Origin of the sequence: Paucibacter soli (genome assembly GCF_037482845.1) — a bacterium.
GTDB classification, from domain to species: domain Bacteria; phylum Pseudomonadota; class Gammaproteobacteria; order Burkholderiales; family Burkholderiaceae_C; genus Paucibacter_B; species Paucibacter_B soli.
Genome location: NZ_JBBHJW010000008.1, coordinates 272231 through 292409, shown reverse-complemented (window position 1 = coordinate 292409; position 20179 = coordinate 272231). Strand labels below are relative to the sequence as shown.

General features: G+C 65.2%; 16 protein-coding genes. 14 read left to right on the top strand and 2 right to left on the bottom strand.

Features of this window, described 5'->3' with window-relative positions; genetic code table 11:
- Positions 1-2: 2 nt before the first annotated feature.
- The 14 genes from WG898_RS17765 to WG898_RS17700 are packed head-to-tail and all read left to right on the top strand — an operon-like array spanning position 3 to position 18252.
- Positions 3-1094 (top strand): XrtA/PEP-CTERM system-associated ATPase, encoded by a 1092-nt coding sequence (locus tag WG898_RS17765; protein WP_339604127.1) that lies wholly within the window; start codon positions 3-5, stop codon positions 1092-1094.
- Entirely contained in the window at positions 1091-1948 is an 858-nt protein-coding gene (locus WG898_RS17760; protein ID WP_339604126.1) for an XrtA system polysaccharide deacetylase, read from the top strand. Before WG898_RS17765 ends, WG898_RS17760 begins: the two co-directional genes overlap by 4 nt.
- The gene (locus WG898_RS17755; protein ID WP_339604125.1) at positions 1948-2994 is read left to right on the top strand and encodes a FemAB family XrtA/PEP-CTERM system-associated protein; all 1047 of its coding nucleotides are present in this window, start codon (positions 1948-1950) and stop codon (positions 2992-2994) included. The genes WG898_RS17760 and WG898_RS17755 overlap by 1 nt, the downstream gene beginning before the upstream one ends.
- 52 nt (positions 2995-3046) lie before the next feature.
- Positions 3047-4618 (top strand): exosortase A, encoded by a 1572-nt coding sequence (gene xrtA, locus WG898_RS17750; RefSeq protein ID WP_339604124.1) that lies wholly within the window; start codon positions 3047-3049, stop codon positions 4616-4618.
- 26 nt (positions 4619-4644) lie between these two features.
- Entirely contained in the window at positions 4645-5787 is a 1143-nt protein-coding gene (locus WG898_RS17745) for a TIGR03088 family PEP-CTERM/XrtA system glycosyltransferase (RefSeq protein ID WP_339604123.1), read from the top strand.
- A 12-nt stretch (positions 5788-5799) separates the two neighbouring features.
- The gene (locus WG898_RS17740) at positions 5800-7740 is read left to right on the top strand and encodes an XrtA/PEP-CTERM system amidotransferase (protein ID WP_339604122.1); all 1941 of its coding nucleotides are present in this window, start codon (positions 5800-5802) and stop codon (positions 7738-7740) included.
- Positions 7737-8957 (top strand): TIGR04063 family PEP-CTERM/XrtA system glycosyltransferase, encoded by a 1221-nt coding sequence (locus WG898_RS17735; protein ID WP_339604121.1) that lies wholly within the window; start codon positions 7737-7739, stop codon positions 8955-8957. Before WG898_RS17740 ends, WG898_RS17735 begins: the two co-directional genes overlap by 4 nt.
- A gap of 12 nt (positions 8958-8969) precedes the next feature.
- Positions 8970-10895: an asparagine synthase (glutamine-hydrolyzing) gene (asnB, locus tag WG898_RS17730; RefSeq protein WP_339604120.1), complete on the top strand. Its 1926-nt coding sequence runs from the start codon at positions 8970-8972 to the stop codon at positions 10893-10895.
- Positions 10892-12121, top strand: a complete 1230-nt coding sequence (locus WG898_RS17725; RefSeq protein ID WP_339604119.1) for a TIGR03087 family PEP-CTERM/XrtA system glycosyltransferase — start codon at positions 10892-10894, stop codon at positions 12119-12121. Before asnB ends, WG898_RS17725 begins: the two co-directional genes overlap by 4 nt.
- On the top strand, positions 12118-13434 hold the full coding sequence (locus tag WG898_RS17720; RefSeq protein ID WP_339604118.1) for a nucleotide sugar dehydrogenase: 1317 nt from the start codon (positions 12118-12120) through the stop codon (positions 13432-13434). The genes WG898_RS17725 and WG898_RS17720 overlap by 4 nt, the downstream gene beginning before the upstream one ends.
- Before the next feature lie 43 nt (positions 13435-13477).
- Complete coding sequence (locus tag WG898_RS17715) at positions 13478-14584, top strand: glycosyltransferase family 4 protein (RefSeq protein ID WP_339604117.1); 1107 nt, start codon at positions 13478-13480, stop codon at positions 14582-14584.
- Positions 14581-15969 carry a phenylacetate--CoA ligase family protein gene (locus WG898_RS17710; protein ID WP_339604116.1) on the top strand — a complete coding sequence of 463 codons (1389 nt, stop codon included), beginning with the start codon at positions 14581-14583 and terminating at the stop codon, positions 15967-15969. The genes WG898_RS17715 and WG898_RS17710 overlap by 4 nt, the downstream gene beginning before the upstream one ends.
- Positions 15966-16919: a polysaccharide deacetylase family protein gene (locus WG898_RS17705; RefSeq protein WP_339604115.1), complete on the top strand. Its 954-nt coding sequence runs from the start codon at positions 15966-15968 to the stop codon at positions 16917-16919. Before WG898_RS17710 ends, WG898_RS17705 begins: the two co-directional genes overlap by 4 nt.
- A 4-nt stretch (positions 16920-16923) precedes the next feature.
- On the top strand, positions 16924-18252 hold the full coding sequence (locus tag WG898_RS17700; RefSeq protein ID WP_339604114.1) for a putative O-glycosylation ligase, exosortase A system-associated: 1329 nt from the start codon (positions 16924-16926) through the stop codon (positions 18250-18252).
- Positions 18253-18260: 8 nt separating this feature from the next.
- Here WG898_RS17700 and WG898_RS17695 read toward each other — a convergent pair whose 3' ends face one another.
- Together WG898_RS17695 and WG898_RS17690 are read right to left on the bottom strand one after the other, a co-directional pair.
- Complete coding sequence (locus WG898_RS17695) at positions 18261-19193, bottom strand: GNAT family N-acetyltransferase (RefSeq protein ID WP_339604113.1); 933 nt, start codon at positions 19191-19193, stop codon at positions 18261-18263.
- A gap of 11 nt (positions 19194-19204) precedes the next feature.
- Positions 19205-20173: a polysaccharide deacetylase family protein gene (locus tag WG898_RS17690; protein ID WP_339604112.1), complete on the bottom strand. Its 969-nt coding sequence runs from the start codon at positions 20171-20173 to the stop codon at positions 19205-19207.
- Positions 20174-20179: the final 6 nt, after the last annotated feature.

Sequence of the window (20179 nt, the reverse complement as noted above, 5' to 3'; positions counted from 1 at the left end):
GCATGTACGAATCGTTCTATGGCCTGAGCAGCAAGCCGTTTCAACTCAGCCCAGATCCCAGCTTTTACTTCGGCAGCAAGCAGCATCGTCGCGCCAAGGCCTATTTGGACTACGGCGTGCTGCGCAGTGACGGCTTCATCGTCATCACGGGGGAAATCGGCGCAGGCAAGACCACCCTGCTGCGCGGGCTGCTCGACAGCCTGAACCGTAGCAATGTGGTGATCGGCAATGTCGTCACCACGCAGCTGGATGCCGAAGACACGCTGCGCATGGTGGGGGCGGCCTTCGGCGTGAGGGTCAAGGAGCTGTCCAAGTCAGAACTGCTGATGGCGCTCGAGGCCTTCCTGGTTGGGCAGGTGACGCAAGGCAAGCGCTGCCTGCTGATCGTCGATGAAGCGCAAAACCTGACCCCGCGCGCCGTCGAAGAGTTGCGCATGCTGTCGAATTTTCAGTTCGGCAACCAGTCTTTGCTGCAGACATTTCTGGTCGGGCAACCCGAGTTCAGGCAGATCCTGCAGAGCCCGGAAATGGAGCAGTTCCGGCAACGGGTCGCGGCGACCTGTCATATCGGACCTCTTGCCGAGGACGAGACCCAGCGCTACATCGAACATCGGCTCAAGTGCGCCGGCAGTACCGGCAAGCCCAGCTTCGACCCGGAGACCTTTGTTGCCATTCATACCGCCAGTCATGGCATTCCGCGGCGCATCAACTCGCTGTGTGACCGCCTGCTGCTGCTGGGCTTCATGGCCGGCCGTACGCATCTGTGCGTTGCCGATGTGGAAGAAGTGCTGCAAGACGTGGCCAAGGAAAACGAGTTGCCGGCGGTGGTTCCGGTGCAGGGTGCGCAACGTGCGCTGGCGGCCCTGCCCGATGAGGGTGTGAGCATCGACGTGAGCCAGTTCCAGCACGCGCCTGGCGCACTCGATGGGATTGCCACGGACTTTGGCCAGCTCGGCCAGCATCAGGTGATGGACCGTCTGCAAAGCTTGGAATCCAGCCTGATGCGGCTTGAGCGCATCAACCTCCAAACCCTGGGCTTGTTGCAGAAGTTCGTCGAGGCGGTGCGCGGTGGCACGGGCGAGGGCAAGCCATGAGCGTCCCGCGCAATGCGATGACCATCGACGTGGAGGATTACTTCCAGGTCTCTGCGTTCGCGCCCTATATCGCGCGGACCGATTGGGATCGCCGCGAATGCCGCGTCGAGCGCAACGTCGAGCGCATTCTTGCCTTGCTGGGCGAGCGCGAGGTGAAGGCCACGTTTTTCACCCTGGGTTGGGTGGCTGAGCGCTATCCGCAAATGGTCGCTCGTATCGTCGCAGCCGGTCATGAACTGGCCTCGCATGGCTACGGTCATGAGCGTGCCAGCGACCTCAGCCCGGAGGCTTTCCGTGCCGATGTGATGCGCGCCAAGCAGCTGTTGGAGGACCTGGGCGGCCAGGCTGTGTTGGGCTACCGTGCCCCCAGCTTCTCGATCGGCACGGGCAACCTATGGGCCTTTGATGTGCTGCAGGAGGCCGGCTATCGCTACAGCTCCAGCGTCTATCCGATTCGGCACGACCATTACGGCATGCCGGACTCGCCGCGCTTTGCCTATCCCGTGAGGGATGGGCTGCTGGAGGTGCCGGTCACGACGCTGCGCATGCTCGGGCGCAATCTGCCATCCAGCGGCGGCGGCTATTTCCGTTTGCTGCCCTATGGCCTGTCACGCTGGATGCTGCAGCGTGTCAATGAGAGCGATGGCCAGAGCGCCGTGTTCTATTTCCACCCCTGGGAGATTGATGCCGAGCAGCCGCGCATTGCAGGCATCGATGCAAAGACGCGTTTCAGGCACTACGTCAACATCGACCGGACTTTTGGGCGCATCGCCCAGTTGCTGGGCGACTTTCAATGGGGACGCATGGACGAGATATTCCTGCCGCAGACCAATCGGTCCAAGGGGGCGCACTGATGGTGGCGCCATGCCAGGTGCGGCAGCTGCGCGTCGAGGATCAAGCAAGCGCGCGACGTTGGGACGAGTTTGTGCTGACCTGCCCGGGCGCCAGTTTTTTCCACCGTGCCGGCTGGCTGCAGGTCATTCATAAGGCATTCAGCCACCGTTGCATGTTTCTATACGCGGAACGCGGCGGGCGTATCGAGGGTGTGTTGCCGCTGGCCCAGGTCAAAAGCCTGCTGTTCGGCCATGCACTGGTGAGTCTGCCCTTTGGCGTGTATGGCGGCGTGGCCGCTGTCGATGAGGAAGCGGCGCAAATGCTGGAGCGCGAAGCACAAGTGCTTGCGCAGCAGCTGGGCGCAGAGCATCTGGAACTGCGCCATATGCAACAGCGCCACGCGGACTGGCCACAGCAGGACCTGTACGTCACCTTTCGCAAGGAAATCCTGCCTGACGAGGAGGCCAATATGCTGGCGATTCCTCGCAAGCAGCGCGCCATGGTGCGCAAGGGCATCAAGAACGGGCTTGTCAGCCATCTGGACGAGGGGGTCGATCGCTTCTTCGTCTTGTATGCGGACAACGTGCATCGGCACGGCACGCCGGCCATGCCCAAGCGCTACTTCGAGTTGCTGCGCGAGGTGTTTGGACAAGACTGCGAGGTATTGACCGTCACCGATGCGGCAGGCCAGCCGCTCAGCTCGGTCATGAGCTTCTATTTCCGTGACGAAGCCTTGCCCTACTACGCTGGCGATGCCGAAGCCGCTCGCGACTTGGCTGCGAACGATTTCAAGTATTGGGAGCTGATGCGCCGCGCCTGCGCGCGTGGCCTGAAGGTGTTCGACTATGGCCGCAGCAAGCAGGGCACGGGCTCCTACGCCTTCAAGAAGAACTGGGGCTTTGAGCCTACGCCTCTGCACTACGAGTACCGCCTTTACAAGCGCCAATCCGTGCCCCAGAACAATCCGGCCAACGCCAAGTACCAGCTGCTGATCAAGACCTGGCGCAAGCTGCCTATCAGCTGGGCCAATTGGCTGGGCCCCTTCATCGTCCGTAGCCTGGGCTGAGAAAGCACTGCATGAAGCAAGCAGGCATCCCTCACGTTGAAAAGGTCGGCGCATGATCCGGGTGCTGCGCGACCCCGGCATCGCATTGCCGCCGCCGGCCTGGCGGCGGCCGCTGCTGACCCTGCTGCTGGCACTGCTGTTGCTGGGGCTTCTGTTCCATGACAGTCTGTTGGCCATGGTGCGGATCTGGGAGCGTTCCGAGACCTTCGCACATGCCTTCCTGGTACCGCCGATCAGCTTGTGGCTGATCTGGCGACAGCGCCATCAGTTGGCAGTGCTGCAAGCGCGCCCGGCGCCTCTGCTGCTGTTGCCAATGCTGATCCTTGGCCTGGGATGGCTGCTTGGCGAGTTGGTGTCGAGCAACGCAGCGACGCAGTTGATGGTCGTATCCATGATCGTCTTGCTGGTGCCGACCCTGCTTGGCGTCGAGATCAGCAAGCGCATTGCCTTTCCCTTGGCCTTCCTGTTCTTCTGCGTGCCCATCGGCGAATTCATGTTGCCGGTGCTGATGCAGCACACCGCGGACTTCACCGTCGCGGCCCTGCGCTTGTCGGGCATACCGGTGTATCGGGAGGGCCTGCAGTTCATCATCCCGTCGGGGCAGTGGTCGGTAGTGGAAGCCTGCAGCGGCGTGCGCTACCTGATTGCCTCGGTGATGGTGGGCAGCCTGTTCGCCTACCTCAACTATCGCTCGTACACGCGCCGTCTGCTCTTCATCGGTTTCGCGATCGTGCTGCCTATCCTGGCCAACTGGATTCGGGCCTATGGCATCGTGCTGCTGGGGCATGTATCGGGCAACACCCTGGCCGTGGGGGCCGATCATCTGATCTACGGCTGGGTGTTCTTTGGCGTCGTGATGCTGGCGATGTTCATGCTGGGGGCGCGCTGGCAGGAGCCCGAGTCCGCGCAGACGCCCGCGGCGTGCCCGACCGTACGCGCGGACGTCGGTGCCCGGTATCCCGTCTGGGTAGCGCTGCTGAGCATACTGGTCCTGAGCCTTCCGACACTGGTGCTGCGACAGCTGGATGCAGATGCCGACGGTCAGCGCACGACCAGTTTGCACGCGCCCGCCATCGCGGGCTGGACGCGCAGCGCCGAGGCCTTGAGCGACTGGGGGCCGATCTACCAGAACCCAGCCGCCCAGTTGCAAACGGTCTATGTTCATGGCGAACAGCGCATCGGCCTGTATCTGGCCTATTACCGCCAGCAGGATCACCAGAGCAAGCTGATCAGTTCGGACAATGTGATCGTGGCATCCGGCGATCCGCGCTGGGCGCGCGTCGCCAGCAATGCCACCACGCTGCGACTGGCCGGTACCGACTTGCCGGTACAAGGCGTGCAACTAAAACGCGCGGATGCCACATCGGGGACGGTCGGCCGCTTGCTGGTGCTGCGCTATTTTTGGGTGCAGGGCGAATGGAGCTCCAGCGAGGTCTATGCAAAGCTCCATACCGCCGCCTCGCGTCTGCTCGGGCGCGGCGACGATTCGGCCGTTGTGATGATTTACGCTGCCGCAAGCGAACGCGACAGCGGAGCTGCCGAACAGGTCCTGCGCGACTTCGTGCAGCAGCATTGGCAAGCGATCGAAGCCAGCCTGCAGCAAGCCCGCGGCACGCCGCCATGAGCCACCAGCCGCACGGCAAGTGCGGCATGCCGATGTCATCCAGACCTGAACCATTGCTGATCGTGCATGTGATACACCGACTCGCGATCGGTGGGCTGGAGAACGGCCTGGTCAACCTGATCAATCGCCTGCCGCATGAGCGTTTTCGGCATGTGGTGGCCTGCATCGAGGATTACACCGACTTCGCACAGCGCATCGAGCGCGACGATGTGGAGCTGGTGGCTTTGGGGCGTTCACGCATCGGGGTATGGCGCTTGCGTTGGCGCCTGTGGCGATTGTTTCGGCGCCTGCGGCCGCATATCGTGCACTGCCGCAACCTGTCGGGTCTGGACGGGCTCTTGCCTGCACGCCTGGCGGGCGCGAAGACCGTGCACAGCGAGCATGGCTTTGATGTGAGCAACCTGCGCGGACGCGCCACCAAGCCGGCGCTGCTGCGTCGCCTGCATGCGCCGCTGGTCGGTGCGTATGTGTGCGTGTCACGCGATCTCAAGCGCCTGATGATCGAGCAATGGGGCATCGCGGCGACGCGCATCACGCAGATCTACAACGGCGTCGATACCGCCCGCTTCAAGCCGCCGGCCGCAAACGATCGGCAAGCCCTGCCAAGCGGTTTTGCAGGCAGCGATGCCTTCATCGTCGGCACGGTTGGGCGGGTGCAGGCGATCAAGGATCAGGCCACCTTGTTGCGCGCCTTTGCTGCGGTGCTGAAACGCCGGCCCGATTGGCGCTCGCATCTGCGCCTGATGATCGTCGGCGATGGCCCCCTGCTGGAAGCCCTGCGCCAGCAGGCGCAAGAGCTGGGTGTGACGCCGGCCTGTTGGTTCACCGGGCCGCGGGACGATGTGGCCCGCTTGATGGGCACCATGGACTTGTTCGTGCTGCCATCGCTGAACGAAGGTATTTCCAACACCTTGCTGGAGGCCATGGCCACCGGCCTGCCGCTGTTGGCCACCGCCGTGGGCGGCAATGTGGAGTTGCTGGAAGAGGGCGTGGTCGGCACGACCTTTGCACCCGGCGATGTCGAAGGCCTGGCCGACATGATCGAGAATTACGCCGCCGATCCGGCCATGTGCCGGACCCAGGGGAAGGCTGCGCGTCAACGTGCCGAGACCCAGTTCAGCCTGCAGGCCATGGTGGCCAGTTATCAACGCGTCTACGAGACGCTCTAGAGTCAAACAAGCATGTGCGGAATCACCGGAATCTTCGACACCCGCGGCGCGCGTGACATTGAGCGCACGCGCCTGCAGCGCATGAACGACTCGCAGCTGCATCGCGGCCCGGACGAAGGCTCGCTGCACCTGGAGCCCGGGCTGGGCATGGGGCATCGCCGCCTGTCCATCATCGATATCGCCACCGGCCAACAGCCGCTGTTCAACGAGGATGGCAGCGTGGTGGTGGTATTCAACGGCGAGATCTACAACTACCAGTCGCTGATTCCCGAACTGCAGGCACTCGGTCATGTGTTCCATACCAAGAGCGATACCGAGGTCATCGTGCATGCTTGGGAAGCCTGGGGCGAGGACTGCGTGCAGCGTTTTCGCGGCATGTTCGCTTTTGCGCTCTGGGATCGCAATCGCCAGACCTTCTTCATGGCGCGCGACCGCCTGGGCGTCAAGCCGATGTTCTATGCCCTGCTTGACGATGGCGCTCTGCTGTTCGGCTCGGAACTGAAGTCGCTGCTCGCGCATGGCGGCATGAAGCGCGACCTCGACCCGGCGGCGCTGGAGGAATATTTCGCGCTTGGCTATGTGGCCGAGCCGCGTTGCGTTTTCAAGCAGGCACGCAAGCTGGCGCCCGGACACAGCCTGTGCATCCGACGCGGTGAGGCGATGCCCGCGCCGCGCGAATACTGGGATGTGCGCTTCACGCTCGATCGCAAGATCGGCGTCGATGAGGCCTGCGCCGAGCTGACGCGCCGCATCGACGAGTCCGTCAAGCTGCGCCTGATCTCCGAGGTGCCGCTGGGCGCCTTCCTGTCGGGCGGGGTGGATTCCAGCGTCGTCGTGGCGTCGATGGCCGGCCTGTCCGAGGGGCCGGTGAACACCTGTTCGATCGGCTTTGACGATCCGGCCTTCAACGAATCCGAGTTCGCCCAGTTGGTGGCCGACCGCTACCGCACCAACCATCGCCTGGAGGTCGTGGGCAGCGATGATTTCGATCTGATCGACACCCTGGCACGGCTTTACGACGAACCCTATGCCGACAGCTCGGCGATTCCGACCTACCGCGTCTGCCAGCTGGCACGCAAGCATGTGACCGTGGCGCTGTCGGGCGACGGCGGCGACGAGAGCTTTGGTGGCTACCGGCGCTACCGCATGCACCTGATGGAGGAGGGCATGCGCGCCAAGCTGCCGCTCGCGCTGCGCAGGCCGCTGTTCGGCACCATGGGCAGGCTCTACCCCAAGGCCAACTGGGCGCCGCGGGTGTTCCGTGCCAAGACCACCTTCGAAGGCCTGGCGCGCGATTCGGTCGAGGCCTACTTCCACGCCATGTCGATCTTTCGCGGGCCCATGCGCGCGCAGCTCTTCAGTCCGGCCTTCAAGGCCGAGCTGGCGGGCTATTCGGCCGAGCAGGTGTTCAGCCGGCATGCGGCGCGCGCCGATACCGACGATGGCTTGGCCCTGATCCAGTACCTGGACACCAAGACCTATCTGGTCGGTGACATCAACACCAAGGTGGACCGTGCCAGCATGGCCCATTCGCTGGAGGTGCGCGAGCCCTTGATGGACCATGAATTGGTCGAATGGCTGGCCAGCCTGCCGTCGAATCTGAAGATCAAGGGCAGCGAGGGCAAATACCTGCTGAAGAAAGCGGCCGAACCACGCCTGCCCGACGAGGTGCTCTACCGGCCCAAAAAGGGCTTTGCGGTGCCGCTGGCGCGCTGGTTCCGCGGCCCGCTGAAGCAGCGCGTGCGCGACGCCGTGCTCGGCCCGCGTCTGGCGGCCACCGGCTGGTTCAATCCGGCCTATCTGAGGCAGTTGCTGGACGAGCATCAGTCGGGCAGGCAGGACTACAGCGCACCGCTGTGGACCCTGCTGATGTTCGAGGCCTTCCTGCGCAATGTGGTGGATGGCGGCGAGGCCCAGCTCCAGCTCCCGGAAAGCGCGGTGGCCCACGCATGAGCCCGAAGATCCTGCACCTGCTGGACCATTCGCTGCCGCTGCACAGCGGCTACAGCTTCCGTACCCTGGCGATCCTGCGCGAGCAGCATGCGCTGGGCTGGCAGACCCTGCACCTCACCACGCCCAAGCAAGGTGCGGGCGAGCAACTGGAAGAAGAGGCCAGCGGCCTGCGTTTTCTGCGCACGCCCAGCCCGGCCGGTGCCGGCCTGATCCAGCAGATGCGGCTCACCGCGCGCCGCCTGCGCGAGGTTTGCGAGCGCGAACGGCCCGATCTGATCCATGCACATTCGCCGGTGCTGAATGCGCTGCCGGCGCTGTGGGTGCGGCGCAGCCTCAACATCCCGGTGGTCTACGAGATGCGCGCCTCCTGGGAGGATGCGGCGGTGGACCATGGCAGCACCACCGAGGGCAGCCTGCGCTACCGGGTCTCGCGCGCGCTGGAGAGTTTTGCGCTCAAACGCGCCGACCAGGTCACCACCATATGCGAGGGCCTGCGCGGCGATATCGCGGTGCGTGGCGTGGCCGCCGAGCGCATCACGGTGATTCCGAATGCGGTGGATGCGCAGCTATTTCAGTTCGGTGTTGAGCCCGATGCGGCCCTGCGCAGCCGGCTGGGACTGGATGGCGCCACCGTGCTGGGCTTTGCCGGCTCGTTCTATGGCTACGAAGGGCTGCATCTGCTGCTCGACGCGGTGGCACGCATGCACGCCCGTCATGCCAGGCTGCGCGTGCTGCTGGTGGGCGGCGGGCCGCAGGAGGAGGCCTTGCGGGCCCAGGTGCAGCGCCTGGGCTTGCAGGAGCTGGTGGTCTTCACCGGCCGCGTGCCGCATGCCGAGGTGCAGCGCTATTACGAACTCATCGATGTGCTCGCCTATCCACGCCTGCCGATACGCCTGACCGAGCTGGTCACACCCTTGAAGCCGCTGGAGGCGATGGCCCAGGGCCGCATGTTCGTGGCCTCCGATGTGGGCGGCCATCGCGAGCTGATACGCGACGGCGAGACCGGCTTTTTGTTCCGCGCCGGCGATGTGCCCGCGCTCGAGCAGGCGCTGGAGAAGGTGCTGGCGCAGCGCGAGCAATGGCCGCGCATCCGCCAGCAGGCACGCCATTTCGTCGAGAAGGAGCGCACCTGGGCCTCCAGCGTGGCGCGCTACCGCGAGGTCTACCGCCGTGCCCTGGCCGCGCGTGGCCACGATGTTCAACCCGTTCTGAGCTGAGGCCCGACCAAGGTGTGTGGAATCCACGGACTCTATCGATTTGACGGCCGTCCGGTCGAGCCGGCCTGGCTCACCGCGATGGGCAACGTCACCCAGCATCGCGGGCCGGACGACGAGGGCCAGCATATCCATGGTGCTTGCGGCATCGCGATGCGGCGCCTGTCCATCATCGACCTGGCCGGCGGCCATCAGCCCCTGTCCAATCAAGACGACAGCCTCTGGCTGGTCTGCAACGGCGAGATCTACAACTACCGCGAGCTGCGCAGCGAGCTGCAGGCCAAGGGCTATCGGTTCAAGACCGGCTCCGACAGCGAGGTGCTGCTGCACCTCTACGATGCCGAGGGCGATGCCTTTGTGCACCGCCTCAACGGCATGTTCGACTTCGCGCTCTGGGACGCACGTCGCGAGCGCCTGCTGATCGGCCGCGACCGCATCGGCGTGAAGCCGCTCTATGTGCTGCAGGATGGGCAGCAGCTGGCCTTCGCCACCGAGGCCAAGGCCTTGCTGGCCCTGCCGGGCGTGCGCGCCGAGCTGGACACCGCGGTGCTGCCCAGCTATCTGCAGCTCGGCTATGTAGCCGCGCCGGCCAGCATGTTCAAGGGCATACGCAAGCTGCCGCCGGCCACACTGCTGAGCGTGGAACGCGGTCAGGTCAAGCAGTGGTGCTACTGGCAGCTCTCGCCGCAGATGCAGACCGGACGCAGCGAGGCCGACTGGATAGAGCAGGTGCGTGCCGGCCTGGAGCGCTCGGTGCGCATGCAGATGGTCAGCGATGTGCCCATTGGCGCCTTCCTCTCCGGAGGCGTGGACTCCAGCGCCGTGGTGGCCTATATGGCGCGCCAGACCGGCGAACCGATACGCACCTATGCCATCGGCTTCGAGGGCGGCGAAGCCGAGGCGCTCTACAACGAGCTGCCCTATGCGCGCCAGGTGGCCCAGCTCTTTGGCACGCGGCACCGCGAGATCGTGGTCAAACCCGATGTGGTGGACCTGCTGCCCCAGCTGCTCTGGCATATGGACGAACCGGTGGCCGACACCGCCTTCATCACCACCTATCTGGTTTCGCAGTTCGCGCGCCAGGATGTCAAGGTGATTCTCTCGGGCGTGGGCGGCGACGAGCTGTTCGGCGGCTACCGCCGTTATCTGGGCGGGCATTACGCGCGCAAGCTGCAAGTGCTACCTGGCTGGTTGCGCGGCGCGCTGGCGGGTGCCGCACGCAGCCTGCCGGCCGATCGGCATTCCGGCCTGCTCAACACCCTGCGCCTGGCCAAGGGCTTTCTTGCCTCGGCCGAGATGGGCGCCGACGCGCGCTACCAGAGCTATCTGCAGGTGCTGAGCCAGGATCTGATCGCACGCCTGCTGCTCAAGCCCGCTGCCGCCTACGATCCGCTGGCCGCCGCCTTCGCGCAGGCCGGGCATGAGGACGAGCTCAACCGCATGCTGGCGGTGGACATGCAGACCCAGCTGCCCGATGACCTCTTGATGCTCACCGACAAGATGAGCATGGCGGTTTCGCTGGAATGCCGCGTGCCGCTGCTGGACCATGAGCTGCTGGAGCTGGCGGCGTCGATGCCGGCCGGCATCAAGGTCAAGGGCGGGGTGCTCAAGCATGTGATGAAGCGCGCGCTTGCCGATCTGCTGCCGCAGGACATCCTGCATCGCAAGAAGCGCGGCTTTGGCACGCCCATGGGCGCCTGGCTGAAGAAGGAGCTGGCACCGCTGTTGCGCCGCCTGCTCAGCCCCGAGGTGGTGGGCGCGCGCGGCCTGTTCGTGCCGGCGGTGGTCAGCGGCCTGATCGCCGACCACGAGGCCAACCGTATCGACGGCACCGACGCCTTGCTGGCGCTGATGAATCTGGAAATCTGGAGCCGCATCTATCTGGACGGCCGCGCGGCCGCCGATGTGGCGCATGAACTGAAGAGCTATCTGGCCGCATGAACATCCTCTACCTCTGCCACCGCTTCCCGTTTCCGCCCAAGCGCGGCGGCAAGATCCGGCCCTTCAATATGATCCGCCACCTGACCGCCCAAGGGCATCGGGTGACGGTGTGCTCGCTGAGCCGCTCGGATGCCGAAACCGCCGAAGGCCAGGGGCTGGAGAAACATTGCCAGGCCTTCGAACTGGCGCGCGTGCACAACCCGGTGCAGGCCCTGCGCATGGTGGCGCGGTTGCCGCTGCTCACGCCCTCGTCGATGGGCTTCTTCTACTCGCGCGATCTGCAGCGCCGCGTCGACCACTTGCTCGCCACGCAGCAGTGGGACCTGATCTTTGTGCACTGCTCGTCGGTGGCGCAGTATGTGGAGGACGTCAAGGGCATCCCCAAGATCCTCGACTTCGGCGACATGGACTCGCAGAAGTGGCTGGAGTACGCGCACTACAAGCCCTTTCCGCTCTCGCTGGGCTATACGCTGGAAGGCCACAAGATGCTGCGCGCCGAGAAGGCACTGGCGCGCAAGTTCGATCTTTGCACCGCCACCACGCGCGCCGAGTGGGAGACCTTGAACTCCTACGGCACCGGGGCTGCCAGCGACTGGTTCCCCAATGGCGTTGACGCCGAGGCCTTCAGCCCGAAGCCTGATGGAGAGGGGGCGGCCTACGACCCCGATACCATCAGCTTCATCGGGCGCATGGACTACTACCCCAACCAGGAGTGCATGGCGCGCTTCTGCGCCGAGACCTGGCCCCTCATCAAGGCGCAGCGCCCGCAGATGAAGCTCACCATCGTCGGTGCCGATCCTTCGCCGGCGATGCGCAAGCTCGGTGAGATCGACGGGGTGACGGTCACGGGCTCGGTGCCGCAGGTGCAGCCCTATGTGCGAAAGTCCGCATTGATGGTGGCGCCCTTGGCGATTGCGCGCGGCACCCAGAACAAAATCCTCGAGGCCATGGCCATGGGCGTGCCGGTGGTCACGAGCACCATCGCCGCGGGTGGCGTGGATGCGGTGGCGGGCGAGCATTTGCTGGTGGCCGACTCGGCCCAGGACTGCGCGGCCGCGGTGCTGCGCATCTGTGCCGACCCCGCGGAGCGTGCGCGCCTGGCCGAGGCGGGCAGGGCGCGCATGCTCAGCCACCACGCCTGGCCGCGCTCGATGGAGCGGCTGGACAAGATCATCGAAGGGGTCCGCAATCGCGGCTCGAAGCAGGGAACAGGTGTCAGAACATGAAGATCAGTATTTTTGGCTTGGGTTATGTGGGGGCGGTGTCGCTGGCTTGCCTGTCGCGCGATGGCCATGAGGTCATCGGCGTGGACATCGAGCAGGCCAAGCTCGACCTGATCAAGGCCGGCAAGACCCCGGTGGTCGAAGAAGGCATGGTCGACTTGATGGCGCGCGTGGCCGCCAGCGGCCATGTCAGCGTGACCAGCGATGCCAGGCAGGCGGTGCTGGGCAGCGAGATCTCGCTCGTCTGTGTGGGCACGCCCTCGGCCGCCAACGGCAGCCAGGATCAGGGCGCGGTGCTGCGCCTGGCGGCCGAAATCGGCGCGGCACTCAAGCACAAGGCCGAGCCGCATGTGGTGGTGTTCCGTTCGACGCTCGTGCCGGGTACGGTGGAAGACGTGCTGCGCCCCATCATCGAGGCCCACTCGGGCAAGCGCGACGGCGAGGACTTCTACCTGTGCTTCCAGCCCGAGTTCCTGCGCGAGGGATCGTCGATCCGCGACTACGACAAGCCGCCCTTCACCATCGTCGGCGCCAACCACGCCTACCCCGCGGAGCGCCTGCAGGCCCTGTTCGGCCACCTGCCGTGCAAATTCCTCAAGACCTCGGTGCGTGCGGCCGAGATGATGAAGTACAGCTGCAACAACTTCCACGCGCTCAAGATCACCTTCGCGAACGAGACCGCGCGCCTGTGCGACGCGCTCGGCGTCGATGCCTTCGAGGTGATGGACCTGGTGTGCCAGGACACGCAGCTGAACATCTCCAAGGCCTACCTCAAGCCCGGCTTTGCCTTCGGCGGCTCGTGCCTGCCCAAGGACCTGCGCGCCACCAGCTATCTGGCCAAGGTGCATGACCTTGAATTGCCGATGCTCTCCAACATCCTGGTGTCCAACCGCATGCACCTGGACCAGGCCTTGGACAAGCTGCTGGCGCTGGGCAAGCGCAAGATCGGCTTCATCGGCCTGTCCTTCAAGACCGGCACCGACGACCTGCGCGAGAGTCCCTTGGTGACCCTGGCCGAGCAATTGCTGGGCAAGGGCTTCCAGCTCTCGATCTATGACCCCGAGGTGCACCTGGCCAGCCTGCTGGGTGCCAACCGCAGCTTTGTGCAAAAGCATCTGCCGCATATCGGTCAGATGCTGAAGCCCGAGTTGGCCGAAGTGGTGGCCGATGCCGAGGTGCTGGTGATGGGGCTTTCGGGGGCCGAGATCGCCGCCGCCGTGGCTGCCTTGGCCAGGCCAGATCAGGTGCTGCTGGATCTGGTGAAGCTGCCCAACCGGCAGGACTTCAAGGCCGAGGTACAGGGCCTGTGCTGGTGAAGTCAGTCGCCTGCTGCGCCAGCGCTGCCTGCCGGACCTGCCCGTGCCTGCGGTGAGCTTCGAGGGCTTGCGCGTCGGTGTGATCGGCCCATTGGCGCCGCCGGCGGGCGGCATGGCCTTGCAGACCGAACAACTGGCGCGCTTGCTTGGCGAGGCCGGCGCTCGCGTCGAACTCCTGCAAACGAACGCACCCTATCGGCCCGCCTGGGTGGCGCGGCTGCCGGGGCTGCGCGCGGGCTTTCGCCTCTTGCCCTATTTGCTGCGGCTCTGGCACATGCTGGCGCGGCAGGACGTGATTCACCTGATGGCGAACTCGGGTTGGGCCTGGCATCTGTTCGCGGCGCCCGCGATCTGGATGGCCTCTTGGCGCGGCACGCCGCTGGTGGTGAACTACCGCGGCGGTGGCGCCGCCGAGTTCCTGCAGGGTTCGCAGCGGCAGGTGCACGCCAGCATGCGGCGCGCCGGCGCCCTGATCGTCCCCTCGGGTTTTCTGCTGGAGGTGTTCGGTCGCTTCGGCATGCCGGCCAGCGTGGTGCCCAATATCGTCGACCTCTCGCGTTATGCGCCCGCGCCGGCCGATGCGGCTCGCGCGCTGGGGCCGCACCTGATCGTGACGCGCAATCTTGAGGCCATCTACGACAACGAGTCGGCGATCCGCGCCCTGGCGCTGGTGCGCAAACGATTCCCGACGGCCCGCCTCACGATTGCCGGCAGCGGGCCCGAGCTCGGCCGGCTGCAGGCGCTGGTGTCGCAGCTGCGCCTGGATGAGGCGGTGCGCTTCGCTGGGCGCCTGGACCGTGGCGCCATGGCCGAACTCTACCGCTCGGCCGATCTGATGTGGAACCCCAGCCGCAAGGACAATATGCCCAACTCGGTGCTGGAAGCGCTGGCCAGCGGCGTACCGGTGGTGAGCACGGCGGTGGGCGGGGTGCCTTTCCTGCTGGATCATGGCCGCACCGGCTGGCTGGTCGAGCCCGGGCAACCGGCCGCGTTGGCCGACGCGGCAGCCCTGCTGCTGGGTGACGCCGCGCTGCGCAAGGCCTTGATCCATGCCGGGCTTGAGGAGGTGCAACGCTATACCTGGGACCGGGTTGCGCCGGTACTGCTCAACAGTTATCGCCAAGTGATAGCCACAAGGCGTCCGCAATGAACGACTACAGCATCTACACCCGCTTCGTGTCCGGCGTACTGTTTCCACTGCACGAGAAACTGAAGCGCCATGACACGGTGGCGGTGCGTCGCGAACTCGATGCCTCGCAATGGTGGAGCGCGGCGCAGTTGCAGGCCCACCAACTGCGCCGCTTGCGTGAACTCCTGTGCGAGGCCGGTCGTGCCGTGCCCTATTACCGCCAGCTCTTCGCTGAACTGGGCTTCGATCCGGCGGCAATCCGTTCGCTGGACGATTTGAGGCGCCTGCCCATGCTGACCAAGCCGCTGATACGCGCGCACAGCGAGGCCATGAAACACCCGCAGGCACAGCAGCTGAGCATGTCCTCGACCGGCGGGTCCTCGGGCGAGCCGCTGCGTTTTTACATCGGGCGCGAACGCGTCAGCCACGACGTGGCGGCCAAGTGGCGCGCCACCCGCTGGTGGGACGTGGACATCGGTGATCCGGAGGTGGTGATCTGGGGCTCGCCGATCGAACTCGGCGCGCAGGACCGGGTGCGCGTGTGGCGCGACCAACTGATGCGCAGCACGCTGCTGAGCGCCTTCGAGATGTCCGAGGCGAATCTGGACGGCTACATCGCCCGCATCCGCGCGCTGCGCCCGAAGATGGTGTTCGGCTACCCCTACTCGATTGCGCATATCGCCGCCCATGCCGAGCGGCGCGGTGTGCGGCTCGACGATCTGGGCGTGCGGGTCGTGTTCGTCACCTCCGAGGCCTTGCACGAGCATCAGCGCGAGATCATCTCGCGTGTGTTCGGCGCGCCGGTGGCGAACGGCTATGGCGGGCGCGATGCCGGTTTCATCGCCCATGAGTGCCCGGCGGGCGGCCTGCACATCACCGCCGAGGACATCATCGTCGAGCTGCTGGACGAGGCCGGTCAGCCGGTGCCGGATGGCACGCCGGGCGAAGTGGTGGTCACGCATCTGTGCTCGCGCGATTTTCCATTTGTGCGCTACCGCACCGGTGACGTGGCGGTGCGCGCCACGCAGGCATGCGCCTGCGGCCGTGGCCTGCCGATGCTGGCCGAGATCCAGGGGCGTACCAACGACTTCGTCCAGGCGCTGGACGGCACCTTGCTGCCCTGCAAGGCCTTCACCTACATGATGCGCGAGATCGACGGCATCGATGCCTTCAAGATCATCCAGGAGACCTTGCAGCTGACGCGGCTGCAGCTGGTGCGGCCTGCCGGGCTTGATGCGGCCTTGCGTGAGCGCCTGATGCAGGGTTTCCGGCAGCGTCTGGGCGAGGGGGTGCAGATCGAGATCGAACTGCTCGACCATATCCCGACCCAGGGCAACGGCAAGTACCGCTATGTCGTCAGCCATGTGGTGGGGCAGGGGGCGTCGGTGCCGGGGGTGAGCGCATGAGCCCCTTGCGCATGGCGATTTCGCTGCTTTCGCCAGCGGCGGCGGGCGCGCGCCTGTCGGTATTCATCTTCCACCGCGTCTTGCCCGAGCCGGACGCGTTGTTCCCCGACGAGGTGCATGCCGCGCGCTTCGATCAAATGCTGGCGTGGATCAAGACCTGGTTCCAGGTCTTGCCCCTGGACGAGGCGGTGCAGCAGTTGGGTGCCGGTCGCTTGCCCGCGCGCGCGGCGGCCATCACCTTCGACGACGGCTACGAGGACAACGACAGCGTGGCCAGGCCGCTGCTGCGGCGCCACGGCCTCACGGCCACGTTTTTCATCGCCACCGGTTTTCTGGACGGCGGGCGCATGTGGAACGACACGGTGATCGAGTCCATACGCCGCACCCAAAAGGCCGAGCTCGATCTGCGCCCGCTCGGCTTGGGGCAGCATGCGCTCGCCTCGACGGAGGCGCGACGCGCTGCGATTGCGCAGCTGCTGCCGCAGCTCAAGTACCAGCAGCCCGAGGCCAGGCTGGCGCTGACGCAGCGCCTGGCCCATGTGGCTGAGGTGTCGCTACCCGCGGATCTGATGATGCGCAGCGAACAGCTGCTGGCCATGCGACGCGCCGGCATGCAGATCGGCGCGCACACGGTGTCGCATCCGATCCTGGCGCGGCTTGATCTCGCCACCGCACGCCAAGAGATGGCGCAGAGCAAGCAGGCGCTGGAGCAATTGCTGGGCGAGCCCGTCACGCTGTTTGCCTATCCGAATGGTCGACCCGGCAAGGACTATCTGCCCGAGCACGCCCAGCTGGCGCGGGAGCTGGGCTTCCAGGCCGCCGTCTCGACCGCCTGGGGCGCGGCGCGCCAGGGCTGCGACCCCTTCCAAGTCCCGCGCTTCACTCCCTGGGACCATGACAGGCTGCGCTTCGGCCTGCGCATGATCCGCAACCTTCGGCTGTCGGCCTAACACTATGCGTGACCTGCTGCTCTTGCTGATCATCGCGCCGGGTTGCCTGATGGCGCTGCGCTTCCCCTTCGTGGGCGCCATGCTGTGGCTGTGGATCAGCACCATGAACCCGCACCGCCTGACCTATGGTTTCATGAACGAGGCACCGCTGGCGCAGGTCATTGCGCTGTGCATCCTCGTCGGCATGCTCACCAACAGCGAAAAGCGCTCGCCCTGGCTGGGCGCGCCCATGACCTGGTTCGCGCTGCTGATCGCCTGGATGTGCCTGACCACGGCGACGGCCTTCTTTCCCGAGTCGAGCTACGAGCAACTCACCAAGGTTCTGAAGATCGACCTGATGATCTTCGTGACCGTGATGCTGGTGCGTACGCGCCGCGAGATGATGGTGTTCGCCTGGATCATGGCGCTCTCGGTGGCCTATTACGGTGTCAAGGGAGGCATCTTCACGCTGGCCTCCGGTGGCGGCTCGCGCGTCTATGGGCCAAGCGGCAGCTATATCCAGGAGAACAATGCCCTGGCCGTCGCGGTCATCATGACGGTGCCGATGTTGCGCTTCCTGCAACTGACGCTGAGCAAGACCTGGCAGAAGCACGCCATGACGGGCGCCATGCTGCTGTGCGGCGTCTCGGCGCTGGGGTCACACTCGCGCGGCGCCCTGCTGGCGATCTGCGCCATGCTGACGGTGATGTGGTTTCGCAGCCGCAACAAGTTCGGCATGGGGATCTTGCTGCTGGCCGTCGGGGCGGCGGCGCTGGCGTTCATGCCCGAGAACTGGTGGACACGCATGGGTACGCTGCAGACCTATGAGGCCGATCAGTCCGCCACCGGGCGCCTGAACGCCTGGCACCTGGCCTTTAATCTGGCCAAGGACAACCTGCTTGGCGGCGGCTTCGCCATCTGGAACAAGTACGTCTATTCCATGTACGCCCCGGATCCCAACTTCGTCGTGTCCGCGCACAGCATCTACTTCCACATGATGGGCGAGCATGGCTTCATCGGCCTGGCCCTGTACCTGGGCTTCTGGGTGTCGACCTGGATCGCGGCGGAATGGCTGCGCAAGAACGGGCCCAAGCATCCTCAGTCGGAATGGTGCGGGCATCTGGGCGCGATGGTGCAGGTGTCGCTGATCGGTTTCGCAGTGGGTGGGGCCTTCCTCAGCCTTGCCTATTACGACCTGCCCTACAACGTGATGGCCTTGACCGTGATGGCCCAGGTATGGGTCCGGGCCCGCGGCTGGGAGCTTGAAGGGCCAATGCAGCCGCTGAAAAAGGTGATGGGTATTCCGCTGTTCGTGGGTGATCGCCTGCTGGCGCAGCGCCAGCGCATGTCCTAGCCCAGCGTTCAGCGGCGGATCCAGCGTTTGAGCTTGGCCTTGAGGCCGGCTCGCTGCAGCGCGCGGCCCAATGCCGCCGAGCATGTGTTGGTGGCCTTGTGGGCATGCACCACCAGCCTGTTGCGCAGGCTGTCGCGCAGGAAGTAGACGTTGGCGCATTGCCGTTGATGCGTTGCGAACAGGCGCTTGTGTTCCGACTGGCCCTCGGTGAAATCAAAGTACTTGAAGCGCGCTTCGTTCATCAAGTACTCCAGCGCCAGCCATTGCAGCACCGTCCCGGCCGACAGGCTCGCATAACTCGGCTCATAGCCCAGATAGGCGTAAATCAACGCGTCCTGCTCGGCAGGACAGTAGAGGTAGGACACGGGGCGCTGCCGGTCGAACAGCACAAAGGCACGCACGCGGTCGGCCTCCGCCAGGCGCTGCACCTCGCGCGTGAATTCCTCCGAGCCCGGGATGCCCACGTCCAGCAATCGTTCCTGATAGGTCTGTTTGGAGACCTGCCGGGCATGCTGCAGAAACTCGGCCATCTCCGTCGGACGGGTATAAACCTTCCATTCGAGGGCGCCGCCGCCATGCTCGGTGAACTTCCTCACCTTGCGCTGGATGGTAGAGCGCGTCTTGGATGAGAAGCGCTGGGTATAGGCGTCCCAACCCAGGCCCAGGTCAACGTGGCAATGCTGGTACTGCAGCGGCGCGTAGCAGAGCAGCTCACCCTGCTTGGACAGGGTTGGCAGGCTGGCGTTGATGGGCAGGCCGCGAATCAGCAGACCCTGGCTGCCCGCAGGGATCTGCGAGGCATCCTGCCGCAAGGCGGACGATGGATCCGGGTTGCTGCCGAGGCGCTCCTGCCTGACCTGCATGGGCAGGCGAAAGCTGGCCAGGGTGAGGTCACCCAGCCGCAGTCGCAGCCACACGTTCGAGGACTTCCATTCGTTCATCCGGTCCGTCCTCAGAAGTGCAGGCGCCGCTGCAACTGCTCGATATGGCGCTGCGCGGTGCTGAGCATTTGCGCATGGGGCCTAGCGTCATGCGTCGCCACCGAGGCTGTGCCCAGTTCCATATCCTTGGCAAAACCACGCACGGTGTAGCGCTCCGGGTGTGCGGCGAGATGGGCGCACAAGGCCTCGAAGCGGCGCGCCACGATCCAATCGGGTTCGCTGCTGCCCGCCTTGAGCATCTCGAAGTTGTGCGACACGATCACGAAGGCGGCGTGGCCTGCGTCGGCGGCCGTCGCGAGTGCTTCGCGCATCTCGCTGGCGCTGCAGGCACCGACCTGCGCCGGCCTCAGCCTGCCAAAGCCGTCCTTGAACACCGTCACCGGATAGGTGCTGACGCCGTCGATGATGAAGGGCGAGTCCGATGACCAGTCACTGCCCAGATCAGCGCCGCTCACCGCATGGCAACGATTCAAGCTGGTATCCAGCATGAGGCCATTGCGCCGCAGCGCGGCATAACTGTCGCGGTTGACGGCAAAACTGCCCGCCCGGAATGCCGTCAAGGGGCCGCTGCCAGCTGCCTCCAGCAACTCGCGTCCGCGGGCGATCAAGGCCACCTGTTCGTCCAGGCTGTAATAGCACAGGTGCTGCCGCTTGTGCTTGCAGTCCGCGATGATGGGGTCGCGGGCCTCGTCGGTCCATTCCGGATGCAGATGCAGTTGGATCTCATGGCCGGCCTCGCGTATCAAGCGGACGATGGTCTGCAGCGCCGGCAGGCCAAAGCGCGCCGCAAACAGCGGCTCGACGAAGAACACGCCGAGCAGCCCGTGGCGATTCAGGATCGCCAAGGTTTCTGGCAACGCGTATTCGCCGTGCGCCGAGCGACCGTAGACATAGCGCTCAAAGCTGCCGGGAAAAGCCTGGTCGAGGTTCTCCCAGCCATTGCACCAGACCTCGATGTCAAAAGTCAGATAGACGTTCATGCGGCC